The organism is Pseudomonas sp. zfem002, from assembly GCF_032621685.1.
Taxonomy (GTDB): domain Bacteria; phylum Pseudomonadota; class Gammaproteobacteria; order Pseudomonadales; family Pseudomonadaceae; genus Aquipseudomonas; species Aquipseudomonas japonica.
Genome location: NZ_JAVYJH010000004.1, coordinates 245,658 through 256,999, shown reverse-complemented (window position 1 = coordinate 256,999; position 11,342 = coordinate 245,658). Strand labels below are relative to the sequence as shown.

Annotated in this window: 9 protein-coding genes; 6 read left to right on the top strand and 3 right to left on the bottom strand. The window is 65.5% G+C overall.

What is annotated here, in order from left to right; all coding sequences use genetic code 11:
• The first annotated feature begins 40 nt into the window (after positions 1-40).
• The 6 genes from RTI28_RS08645 to RTI28_RS08620 all read left to right on the top strand — a co-directional run bounded on the left by RTI28_RS08645 (position 41) and on the right by RTI28_RS08620 (position 9,575).
• The gene (locus RTI28_RS08645) at positions 41-1,381 is read left to right on the top strand and encodes an imelysin family protein (protein ID WP_316920064.1); all 1,341 of its coding nucleotides are present in this window, start codon (positions 41-43) and stop codon (positions 1,379-1,381) included.
• Between the two features lie 301 nt (positions 1,382-1,682).
• Entirely contained in the window at positions 1,683-3,110 is a 1,428-nt protein-coding gene (locus RTI28_RS08640; RefSeq protein WP_316920063.1) for a di-heme oxidoredictase family protein, read from the top strand.
• Positions 3,111-3,126: 16 nt separating this feature from the next.
• Entirely contained in the window at positions 3,127-4,191 is a 1,065-nt protein-coding gene (locus tag RTI28_RS08635; RefSeq protein ID WP_316920062.1) for an imelysin family protein, read from the top strand.
• 2 nt (positions 4,192-4,193) lie between these two features.
• Complete coding sequence (locus RTI28_RS08630; protein ID WP_316920061.1) at positions 4,194-5,291, top strand: DUF1513 domain-containing protein; 1,098 nt, start codon at positions 4,194-4,196, stop codon at positions 5,289-5,291.
• A gap of 68 nt (positions 5,292-5,359) precedes the next feature.
• A complete protein-coding gene (locus RTI28_RS08625; RefSeq protein ID WP_316920060.1) occupies positions 5,360-6,511 on the top strand; it encodes an efflux RND transporter periplasmic adaptor subunit in 1,152 nt (383 codons plus the stop codon).
• A gap of 13 nt (positions 6,512-6,524) precedes the next feature.
• Positions 6,525-9,575, top strand: a complete 3,051-nt coding sequence (locus tag RTI28_RS08620) for a multidrug efflux RND transporter permease subunit (protein WP_316920059.1) — start codon at positions 6,525-6,527, stop codon at positions 9,573-9,575.
• Between the two features lie 70 nt (positions 9,576-9,645).
• Here the strand turns inward: RTI28_RS08620 and RTI28_RS08615 are convergent, their stop codons facing one another.
• The 3 genes from RTI28_RS08615 to RTI28_RS08605 are packed head-to-tail and all read right to left on the bottom strand — an operon-like array spanning position 9,646 to position 11,251.
• Positions 9,646-9,864: a hypothetical protein gene (locus RTI28_RS08615; protein WP_316920058.1), complete on the bottom strand. Its 219-nt coding sequence runs from the start codon at positions 9,862-9,864 to the stop codon at positions 9,646-9,648.
• A complete protein-coding gene (locus RTI28_RS08610; protein WP_316920057.1) occupies positions 9,864-10,565 on the bottom strand; it encodes a lipopolysaccharide kinase InaA family protein in 702 nt (233 codons plus the stop codon). The genes RTI28_RS08615 and RTI28_RS08610 overlap by 1 nt, the downstream gene beginning before the upstream one ends.
• A 5-nt stretch (positions 10,566-10,570) precedes the next feature.
• Positions 10,571-11,251, bottom strand: a complete 681-nt coding sequence (locus tag RTI28_RS08605; protein WP_316920056.1) for a class I SAM-dependent methyltransferase — start codon at positions 11,249-11,251, stop codon at positions 10,571-10,573.
• Between the last annotated feature and the right edge of the window lie 91 nt (positions 11,252-11,342).

Here is an 11,342-nt window from a genome sequence, read left to right as displayed (position 1 = left end):
CTTTCGCACGCTGTTCAATCCATCGACGCAGGAATTCGCCATGATCCGTATGCCTCTGGCTACCGCCAGTCTGTTGGCCATTGCCATCTCCCTCGCCGGCTGCGGCGACAGCAAGGACAAGGCCGCCGCTCCGCAAGCCCAGGCACCGGCCGCAGCCGCCACCCCGGCCGCGCCTGCCGCCGCCGGCGCGGTCGACGAGGCTGCCGCCCAGGCCGTGGTCAAGCACTACGCCGAGATCGTCCATGCCGTCTACAGCGACTCGCTGAGCACCGCGAAGACCCTGCAAACCGCCATCGATGCCTTCCTCGCCAAGCCCAGCGACGAAACCCTGAACGCGGCCAAGGCCGCCTGGGTCGCGTCCCGCGTGCCGTACCTGCAGAGCGAAGTGTTCCGCTTCGGCAACACCATCATCGACGACTGGGAAGGTCAGGTGAACGCCTGGCCGCTGGACGAAGGCCTGATCGACTACGTCGACAAGAGCTACGAGCACGCCCTGGGCAACCCGGCGGCCAGCGCCAACATCATCGCCAATACCGAGATCCAGGTCGGCGAAGACAAGGTCGACGTGAAGGACATCACCCCGGAAAAACTCGCCACCCTGAACGAACTGGGCGGCTCCGAGGCCAACGTCGCCACCGGCTACCACGCCATCGAATTCCTCCTCTGGGGCCAGGACCTGAACGGCACCGGCCCGGGCGCCGGCAACCGTCCGGCGTCGGACTACCTGGAAGGCCAGGGTGCCACCGGCGGCCACAACGACCGTCGTCGCGCCTACCTGAAAGCGGTCACCGACCTGCTGGTCAGCGACCTCGAAGAAATGGTCAAGAACTGGGCACCGAACGTCACCGACAACTACCGCGCCAGCCTGGAGGCCGAGCCGGTCGCCAATGGCCTGCGCAAGATGCTGTTCGGCATGGGCAGCCTGTCGCTGGGTGAACTGGCGGGCGAGCGCATGAAGGTGTCCCTGGAAGCCAACTCGCCGGAAGACGAGCACGACTGCTTCAGCGACAACACCCACTACTCGCACTTCTACGACGCCAAGGGTATCCGCAACGTCTACCTGGGCGAGTACACCCGCGTCGACGGCAGCAAGCTGAGCGGCCCGAGCCTGTCCTCGCTGGTCGCCAAGGTCGACCCGGCCGTGGACAAGACCCTGCAGGACGACCTGGCCGCCACCGAGGCGAAGATCCAGATCATCGTCGACCACGCCCTCAAGGGTGAGCACTACGACCAGCTGATCGCTGCCGACAACACCGCCGGCAACCAGATCGTGCGTGACGCCATCGCGTCGCTGGTCAAGCAGACCGGCGCCATCGAACAGGCCGCCGGCAAGCTGGGCATCACCGACCTGAACCCGGACACCGCCGATCACGAATTCTGATTCGGCACCGGTAACGGACGAGAGAGGCGACCTTCGGGTCGCCTTTTTATTTCCGGGCTGGACACGGACCTCGTAGGAGCGAGGCTTGCCCGCGAAGGACCGCGCAGCGGTCCCAAAATGGTGTGGTCATTGAGAATCCAGGACCGCTGCGCGGTCCTTCGCGGGCAAGCCTCGCTCCTACAGGTTGATCGCGCGCAAAGCTGACAGCGATTTCATCCAGCAAACGCAAATCCCTCTTATTCACTCCGCCCGCTCCTGTTAAGCTTGCGGGCTGTTTTTCGAACACCGTCCGGGATTGCGCATGCCCTCGCTGCTTCGCCTCTGTCTGCCCCTGCTGCTGGCCCTGCCCCTGGCCGCCTGCGACGAAGCTCCGCGCTTCTCCCATGCCGAGCGGGGCGAAGCCCGTGCCGGCGGCGATGCCACGGTGAATCGCGATGACCGTCGCGCCTACTCGATGCCCTCGGCCAACCTGACCCCGGTCCGGCGCCTGGACTTCAACGTCGGCGACAGCTTCTTCCGCAATCCCTGGGTCATCGCCCCGTCCACCACCACCGCCCGCGACGGCCTGGGACCGCTGTTCAATACCAACGCCTGCCAGAACTGCCATATCCGCGATGGTCGCGGGCATCCGCCGGAACCCGATGACAACAACGCGGTGTCGATGCTGGTACGCCTGTCGATTCCCGACCAGCCGCAGTACGCCGAGGTCATCGAACGCCAGGGCATCGTCCCCGAACCGGTCTACGGTGGCCAGTTGCAGGACATGGCGATCCCCGGCGTGGCGCCGGAAGGCAAGGTCCGGGTCGAGTACGAAGCCCTGACCGTGACCTTCGACGACGGCACCGCGGTCGAACTGCGCAAGCCGAAACTGCAGATCACCCAGCTCGGCTACGGCCCGATGCACCCGGACACCCGCTTCTCGGCGCGTGTCGCCCCGCCGATGATCGGCCTCGGCCTGCTCGAAGCCATCCCCGAGGAGGCCATCCTGGCCAACGCCGACCCGCACGACCGCAACGGCGACGGCATCCGTGGCCGGCCCAACCAGGTCTGGGACGAAGCCGAGCACCGCACCGTGCTCGGCCGCTTCGGCTGGAAGGCCGGCCAACCGAACCTCAACCAGCAGAATGTCCATGCGCTGTCCGGCGACATGGGCCTGACCACCACGCTGCGCCCGTTCGACGACTGCACCGCGGCGCAGGCCGACTGCCTCGCCGCCCCCAGCGGCAACGGCGCCAACGGCGAGCAGGAGGTCAGCGACAACATCCTCCGGCTGATCCTCTACTACACCCGCAACCTCGCCGTGCCGGCGCGCCAGGACGTCGATTCGGCCAAGGTGCTGGCGGGCAAGAACCTGTTCTACCAGGCCGGCTGCCAGGGCTGTCACACGCCGAAGTTCGTCACCTCGGCCAACGCCGTCGAGCCGGAGCTGGCCGAACAGACCATCTGGCCCTACAGCGACCTGCTCCTGCACGACATGGGCCCGGGCCTGGCCGACCAGCGCAGCGAATTCGCCGCCGGCGGCCAGGACTGGCGTACCCCGCCGCTGTGGGGCATCGGCAAGAACCAGATCGTCAGTGGCCACACCCAGTTCCTCCACGATGGCCGGGCACGCAACCTGCTCGAAGCCGTGCTCTGGCACGGCGGCGAGGCGCAGGCCGCCCGGCAACGTGTCTTGACCTTCGATGCCGGGCAGCGCAGCGCGCTGCTGGCATTCTTGAACTCACTCTGAAGAGAAGGAGCCGGACATGTTCCGTCCCAAGCTGTTGTTCACCAGCCTCGCCGCCCTCGCCCTGGGCGCGTGCTCGCCGCAGGACCCGCAGGCGGTGACCTCCGCCGCCATCGCCAAGCAGGTGATCATGCCGACCTACAGCCGCTGGGTCGAAGCCGACCGCCAGCTGGCCGTCAGCGCCCTGGCCTACTGCGAAGGCAAGGCCAGCCTGGACACCGCCCGTGCCGACTTCCTTCACGCGCAGAAAGCCTGGGCCGAACTGCAGCCGCTGCTGATCGGCCCGCTGGCCGAGGGCAACCGTGCCTGGCAGGTACAGTTCTGGCCGGACAAGAAGAACCTGGTCGGCCGTCAGGTCGAGCAACTGGTCAGCGGCGACAAGCCGGTGGACGCCGATGCCGTGGCCAAGTCCAGCGTGGTGGTGCGCGGCCTGTCCGCCTACGAATACATCCTCTTCGACAGCAAGCCGGACACCGCCAACCCCGAGCAGAAGGCGCGCTACTGCCCGCTGCTGGTGGCCATCGCCGACTACCAGAAGACCTTCGCCGAAGACATCCTGAAGAACTGGAACAGCACCGACGGCATGCTCGCCCAGCTGACCAAGTTCCCCAACCAGCGCTACGCCGACTCGCACGAAGCCATTGCCGATCTGCTGCGCGCCCAGGTCACCGCCCTGGATACCCTGAAGAAGAAGCTCGGCACGCCGATGGGCCGCATGAGCAAGGGCATCCCGCAACCGCTGCAGGCCGAAGCCTGGCGCAGCCAGTCGTCGCTGAAGAGCATCGCCGCCAGCCTGGCCGCGGCGCAGACCGTCTGGGTCGGCGTCGACAACCAGGGCCTGCGCGGTCTGCTGGGCAAGGAGCAGAAAGCCCTGGCCGACAAGATCGACGCGGCCTACGCCGAAGCCAGCAAGCTGCTTGAAAGCAACCAGCGCCCCTTGAGCGAACTGCTCGAGGACGAAGCCGGTCGTCAGCAGTTGAGCGCCCTCTACGACAGCCTGAACGTGGTGCACCGCCTGCACGAAGGCGAGCTGGCCAAGGCCCTGAACATCCAGCTCGGCTTCAATGCCAACGACGGTGACTGATCATGCTGCGACGCCAGGCCCTGAAACTCGGTAGCGTTCTGCTCAGCGCCCTGACCCTGGGCGGCTGGACCCTGCTGCGGCGAAAGGACCAGCCGCCACTCCTGCTTTCCGCCCGTGACGACGCGGACGGCCAGCATTACGCGGTCGGCTATCGCCTGGACGGCACCCAGGTGTTCGCCACCCGGGTCGCCCAGCGTTGCCATGACATCATCAATCACCCGCAGCAGCCCATCGCCCTGTTCGTTGCCCGCCGCCCCGGTACCGAAAGCTACCTGATCGACCTGCGCGACGGGCGCCTGCTGCAGACCCTGGTGTCGCAGCCGAACCGGCATTTCTACGGCCACGCGGTGATCCACCAGAGTGGCGAATGGCTGTACGCCACCGAGAACGACACCACCGACCCGGGACGCGGCGTGCTCGGTGTGTACCGCTTCGAGGGCGAGCGCCTGGTGCACAGCGGCGAGCTGTCGACCCACGGTATCGGTCCGCACCAGGTGTCCTGGCTGCCGGACGGGGAAACCCTGGTGGTGGCCAACGGTGGCATTCGCACCGAAGCGGAAAGCCGCGTGGAAATGAACCTCGACGCCATGCAGCCGAGCCTCGTGCTGATGCGTCGCGACGGCAGCCTGATCAGCAAGGAAACCCTCGGCCAGCAGATGAACAGCGTGCGCCACCTGGCAATCGCCAGCGACGGCACCGTGATCGCCTGCCAGCAGTTCATGGGTGACGCCCACGAAACCGCCGAGCTGCTGGCGATCAAGCGCCCGGGGCAGCCGTTCGAGGCCTTCCCGGTGCCGGAGCACCAGTTGCACTCGATGGCCCAGTACACCGCCAGCGTCGCCGTGCACAGCGAACTGCGCCTGGTCGCCATGACCGCGCCGCGGGCCAACCGTCTGTTCATCTGGAACCTCGACGACGCCAGCGTGCGCCTCGACGCGCCGATGCCGGACTGTGCCGGCGTCGGCGCGGTGGCCGACGGTTTCGTGGTCACGTCCGGACAGGGTCGCTGCCGTCTCTACGACTGCCGGCAGAACGAGCTGATCGGCCAGCCGCTGCAATTACCGTCGGGGTTGTGGGACAACCATCTGCATCTCGTCTGAAGCGTCTTCGCCAGGCGTAGGGCAAACGGACTAGACTTCGCCCACTCGACTCCAGGGAAATGGAAACCATGCTGCGTCGTCGCATGCTGATCATGTTGGGCATCGTGCTGTTGATCGTGCTCGCGCTGGGGGGCTACAAGGCCTTCTCCATCTACCGGCAGATCCAGGTATTCTCCGCGCCGAAACCGCCGGTCAGCGTGGCGGCGACCGAGGCCCGTAGCCTGCCCTGGCAAAGTCGCCTGCCGGCGGTGGGCACGCTCAAGGCCCTGCAGGGCGTCGACCTGAGCCTGGAAACCGACGGCACGGTGACCCGGCTGCTGTTCGAGTCGGGACAGAAGGTCAAGCAGGGCCAGCCGCTGCTGGAGCTGGACAGCCAGGTCGAGACCGCCCTGCTCGGCACCGCGCTGGCGGACCTCAAGCTGGCGGAAGTGGACTACGGCCGCGGCAGCCAACTGGTCGGCAGCCAGGCCATCTCCCGGGGCGAGTACGACCGCCTGACCTCGCAGTTCCGCCGCACCAAGGCCGTGGTCGATCAGCTCAAGGCCTCGCTGGCCAAGAAAAGCATCGCCGCGCCGTTCGGCGGCACCATCGGTATCCGCCAGGTGGATGTCGGCGAGTACCTGCCCAGCGGCACGGTGATCGCCACCCTGCAGGACCTCAGCAGCCTCTACGTCGATTTCTCCGTAGCCGAACAGAGCCTGCCGAAACTCGGCATCGACCAGGAGGTGCTGATCGGCGTCGCCGCATTCCCCGGCGAGACCTTCAGCGCCCATATCAGCGCGATCAACCCGAGGGTCGAGGACGCCACCCGCAACGTGCTGGTCCGCGCCACCCTGGTCAATCCCGACGGCAAGCTGCTGCCGGGGATGTTCACCAGCGTCCAGGTGCTGCTGCCCAACCCGCGCGATGAAGTGGTGGTGCCGCAGAGCGCGGTGACCTACACCCTGTACGGCAACTCGGTCTACGTCGCCACGCCGAAGAAGGACGAAAACGGCGAGCCGCAGAAGGATGGCGAAGGCCAGCCCACGCTGATCGCCGAACGGCGCTTCGTCACCACCGGCGAACACCGTGATGGCCTGGTGGTGGTGAGCAAGGGCCTGGCGGCGGGCGAAACCGTGGTCACCGCCGGCCAGCTCAAGCTGACCCAGGGCGCGGCCATCACGGTCAGCCCGGACAAGACCCTGCAAGCCCCCGCCAACAGCCAGCCTGGCGCCAACTGACGGAGGAGGCAGCATGGCGTTTACCGATCCGTTCATCCGCCGTCCGGTGCTGGCCAGCGTGGTCAGCCTGCTGATCGTGCTGCTTGGCTTCCAGGCCTGGAGCAAACTGCCCATCCGCCAGTACCCGCAGATGGAAAACGCCCTGATCACGGTGACCACCGCCTACCCCGGGGCCAACGCCGAGACCATCCAGGGCTACATCACCCAGCCGATGCAACAGAGCCTGGCCAGCGCCGAGGGCATCGACTATATGACCTCGGTCAGTCGGCAGAACTTCTCGGTGATCTCGATCTACGCGCGCATCGGCTCGGACAGCGACCGCCTGTTCACCGAGCTGCTGGCCAAGGCCAACGAGGTCAAGAACAAGCTGCCGCAGGACGCCGAGGACCCGGTGCTGAGCAAGGAGGCCGCCGACGCCTCGGCGCTGATGTACATCAGCTTCTACAGCAAGGAACTGAGCAACCCGCAGATCACCGACTACCTGTCGCGGGTGATCCAGCCCAAGCTGGCGACCCTGCCGGGCATGGCCGAGGCGGAGATCCTCGGCAACCAGGTGTTCGCCATGCGCCTGTGGCTCGATCCGGTGCGCCTGGCCGGCTACGGCCTCAGCGCCAGCGACGTGACCGATGCAGTGCGCCGCTACAACTTCCTCTCCGCCGCCGGCGAGGTGAAGGGCAAGTACGTGGTCACCAGCATCAATGCCAGCACCGAACTGAAGTCCGCCGAAGCCTTCGCCAATATCCCGCTCAAGACCAGCGGCACCAGCCGCGTCCTGCTCGGCGACGTGGCGCGGGTGGAGATGGGCGCGGAGAACTACGACACGGTCAGCTCCTTCGACGGCACGCCCTCGGTGTACATCGGCATCAAGGCCACCCCGGGGGCCAACCCACTGGACGTGATCAAGGAAGTGCGCAAGCTGATGCCGGAGCTGGAAGGCCAACTGCCGCCCAACCTCAAGGCCTCCATAGCCTACGACGCCACGCTGTTCATCCAGGCCTCCATCGACGAGGTGGTGAAGACCCTGGTCGAAGCGGTGCTGATCGTCATCGTCGTGGTCTTCCTGTTCCTCGGGGCCTTGCGCTCGGTGCTGATCCCGGTGGTCACCATTCCGCTGTCGATGATCGGCGTGCTGTTCTTCATGCAGTTGATGGGCTATTCGCTGAACCTGCTGACCCTGCTGGCGATGGTCCTGGCCATCGGCCTGGTGGTGGACGACGCCATCGTCGTGGTGGAGAACATCCACCGCCATATCGAGGAGGGCAAGACCCCGTTCGACGCCGCGCTGGAAGGCGCGCGGGAGATCGCCATGCCAGTGGTGTCGATGACCATCACCCTGGCCGCGGTGTACGCGCCGATCGGTTTCCTCGAAGGCCTGACCGGGGCGCTGTTCAAGGAGTTCGCCCTGACCCTGGCCGGCGCGGTGATCATCTCCGGCATCGTCGCCCTGACCCTGTCGCCGATGATGTGCGCCACCCTGCTGCGCCACGAGGAAAACCCCAGCGGCCTGGCCCATCGCCTCGACCTGATCTTCGAACGCCTCAAGCAGCGCTACCAGAAGCTCCTGCATGCCACCCTGGATACCCGACCGGTGGTGATCGTGTTCGGCCTCATCGTGCTCTGCCTGATCCCGGTGTTCCTCAAGTTCAGCACCTCGGAACTGGCCCCGGACGAAGACCAGGGCGTGATCTTCATGATGGCCACCGCACCGCAACCGGCCAACCTCGACTACCTCAACGCCTATACCGACGAATTCACCCAGATCTTCAAGGAGTTCCCGGAGTACTACTCCTCGTTCCAGATCAACGGCTTCAACGGCGTGCAGTCGGGTATCGGCGGTTTCCTGCTCAAGCCCTGGGGTGACCGCGAGCGGAGCCAGATGACGCTGCTGCCGGAGGTCCAGGCCAGGCTCAACGGCATCGCCGGCCTGCAGATCTTCGGCTTCAACCTGCCGTCGCTGCCGGGGACCGGCGAGGGCCTGCCGTTCGCCTTCGTGATCAACACGCCGAACGACTACGAGTCGCTGCTGGACGTCGCCCAGCGGGTCAAGGAGCGCGCCGAGGCCTCGGGCAAGTTCGCCTTCCTCGATATCGACCTGGCCTTCGACAAGCCGGAGGTGGTGGTCGACATCGACCGCGCCAAGGCGGCACAGATGGGCGTGTCCATGGACGTGCTCGGCAGCACCCTGGCGACCCTGCTGGGCGAGGCCGAGATCAACCGCTTCACCATCGACGGACGCAGCTACAAGGTCATCGCCCAGGTCGAACGGGCCTACCGCGACAACCCGGACTGGCTGAACAACTACTACGTGAAGAACCAGGACGGGCAGATGCTGCCGCTGTCGACCCTGATCAGCGTCAGCGACCGCGCCCGCCCGCGCCAGCTCAACCAGTTCCAGCAACTCAACTCGGCAATCATCTCGGGCTTCCCGGTGGTCAGCATGGGCGAAGCGCTGGACACGGTAAGGAGCATCGCCCAGCAGGAAGCGCCGGCCGGCTTCGCCTTCGACTACGGCGGCGCGGCACGCCAGTACGTGCAGGAAGGCAGCGCGCTGTGGGTGACCTTCGGCCTGGCCCTGGCCATCATCTTCCTGGTCCTGGCGGCGCAGTTCGAGAGCTTCCGCGACCCGCTGGTGATCCTGGTGACGGTGCCGATGTCGATCTGTGGCGCGCTGATTCCGTTGTTCCTCGGCCTGTCGAGCCTGAACATCTACACCCAGGTCGGTCTGGTGACGCTGATCGGCCTGATCAGCAAGCACGGCATCCTGATCGTCGAGTTCGCCAACCAGTTGCGTGAACAGAAGGAGCTGTCGGTGCGCGAGGCGATCGAGGAAGCCGCGGCGATTCGCCTGCGGCCGGTGTTGATGACCACCGCGGCGATGGTCTTCGGCATGGTGCCGCTGATCATCGCCAGCGGCGCGGGGGCGGTGAGCCGCTTCGATATCGGCACGGTGATCGCCACGGGGATGTCGGTGGGGACGCTGTTCACGCTGTTCGTGTTGCCCTGTGTGTATACCCTGCTGGCGCGCAAGGATGAAGTCGGCACGGCCGAGCAGCCCGCTGCCTGATGCCCTTGGGGCGGACACAGCAAAAGGCCCCATCCATGGACGGGGCCTTTTCGCTTGCAACTCACCCTGTTCAGCCCTGGGCGCGCAGCCCCTGGCTCATACCGAATAGAAACAGCAGCAGGTCGTGGTCGGGCTTCACGTCGACCTGCGGTTTCACCACCCGCGGCAGCGGGCAGTGGCTCGATGCACCGATCACGCCGGGGCGTGGCTCTTCCCAGGCAGCCGCCGCGGCGGTCGCGGTGGCCAGGGCAGCCAGGAGAAACAGAGTTCGAGCTATTTCTAGATTCATTACTCTAAACCTTTGACTGCGCTGCCAAACGCCATACGGTAAAAGTAGAGCAGCTTTTCCCAGTCGGCGTCGCTGAACGACGAATGGCGGCGCAATTGGCGCAAGTCGTTGGCGGCGGCCTTGTGCCGGCTGATACGCCGCCGGCATTTCTCCAGGTCCAGCAGCGCCACTTCGGCCCGTGCCTCGTCACCGCTGCCCACGACCTTGACGAAGACATGCTTGGCGTACAGGCAGCCATGCTGCCAATGCCCCAGGTGCATGCGCGCCAGGTTGCGCGCCAGGTCTTCGAGCACCCGTTCGTGCAAGGCCTCGCCATGACGTTCGCGCCCGCCGCCGGCATACCAGGTGTCGATTTCCTCGAACCCCTCCAGCGCTTCGCTGACCAGCAGTGCCCGCCATTGACGGTCGGCGTCACGCTCGACGCCGCAATACACGATGGCCGGTACCCGCACGCCCAGCTGTTCGAAACTGTGCAGCGCCTCATATTCACGCAATACGGTGGGGCGCCCGAAGGGATGCAGCAAACTGCGGTAGATATGGCCGACCTGGCGCTTGGCATAGAGCAGGTGTCCACGGTCGTCGCGCAGGCGCTGCACGCCGCTTTCACCTCCGCGGCGCTGGTTGGGTTCTTCCACCCACTCGCCCTGCTGTCGCCAGAAATAGTCGAACCGATCAGTACCGGCCGCGCTTGCCACATCCATAGTCTTCAACCTTTTCGCAGTACATAGACTCGCCACATCGCATAGAGCGGCAGGAAGTCCATTCGTTCCTGAATCCGGAAGCCCGCGGCCTTGAACTCCGCCTCGACCGTGGCAGCCGGTAACACAAAGCGATTCTGGTAACCCCCGGTTTCACCCCGGGCAATGCGTCGATCTTCAAGCTTTTTCCGTCGCCATGCTTTGAAATTTCCATCCACCCACAGGGAAAGAATCACGCTATCACGTGTAACTCTTTGAAATTCCCTGAGAATCTGCATCCTGTGAGGCGCTTCACCGATGTGGTGGAAAAGACGCATGCAGAAAATGCTGTCGACCGCATTGTCGGGCAAATCGATATCGAATGCAGAAGTTTGCAAGGGACGTACCCGTTTCACGATCTGCGCGGGCTGCGAACGGCAGGCGGTTTCCAGCATGGCGGCGGAATTGTCCGCGCCAATGATCACCCGGTTGGGCTTTTCCGCCAGCAATGGCCAGAAACGACCGGCACCGGAAGGCAGGTCGAGTACCAGGCCAGGCTCGCCGGCGAGGGTCAGGGCACGGCGGGCCAGCTGTTCGTCGCGCTGGTGCGACAGGCGCCGGGCGAGGCTGGCGTGATGCTTCTCGAAGTACTGCTGGGCGTGCTGCCGATCGTATTTTTCGGAAAATTCGAGTTTGGTAGGACTGGACATGTGGCATCTCCTGACTGCAATGAGCGCCACGTTACGTGGCGCGACGTTGCCGTCAGGTCATGCCTGCGTGAAAAAAATGTCAGCCAAAAGG

Coding starts and splice junctions, on each gene's coding strand:
- RTI28_RS08645 (WP_316920064.1), top strand. CDS start 41: ATGATCCGTATGCCTCTGGCTACCGCCAGTCTGTTGGCCATTGCCATC.
- RTI28_RS08640 (WP_316920063.1), top strand. CDS start 1,683: ATGCCCTCGCTGCTTCGCCTCTGTCTGCCCCTGCTGCTGGCCCTGCCC.
- RTI28_RS08635 (WP_316920062.1), top strand. CDS start 3,127: ATGTTCCGTCCCAAGCTGTTGTTCACCAGCCTCGCCGCCCTCGCCCTG.
- RTI28_RS08630 (WP_316920061.1), top strand. CDS start 4,194: ATGCTGCGACGCCAGGCCCTGAAACTCGGTAGCGTTCTGCTCAGCGCC.
- RTI28_RS08625 (WP_316920060.1), top strand. CDS start 5,360: ATGCTGCGTCGTCGCATGCTGATCATGTTGGGCATCGTGCTGTTGATC.
- RTI28_RS08620 (WP_316920059.1), top strand. CDS start 6,525: ATGGCGTTTACCGATCCGTTCATCCGCCGTCCGGTGCTGGCCAGCGTG.
- RTI28_RS08615 (WP_316920058.1), bottom strand. CDS start 9,864: ATGAATCTAGAAATAGCTCGAACTCTGTTTCTCCTGGCTGCCCTGGCC.
- RTI28_RS08610 (WP_316920057.1), bottom strand. CDS start 10,565: ATGGATGTGGCAAGCGCGGCCGGTACTGATCGGTTCGACTATTTCTGG.
- RTI28_RS08605 (WP_316920056.1), bottom strand. CDS start 11,251: ATGTCCAGTCCTACCAAACTCGAATTTTCCGAAAAATACGATCGGCAG.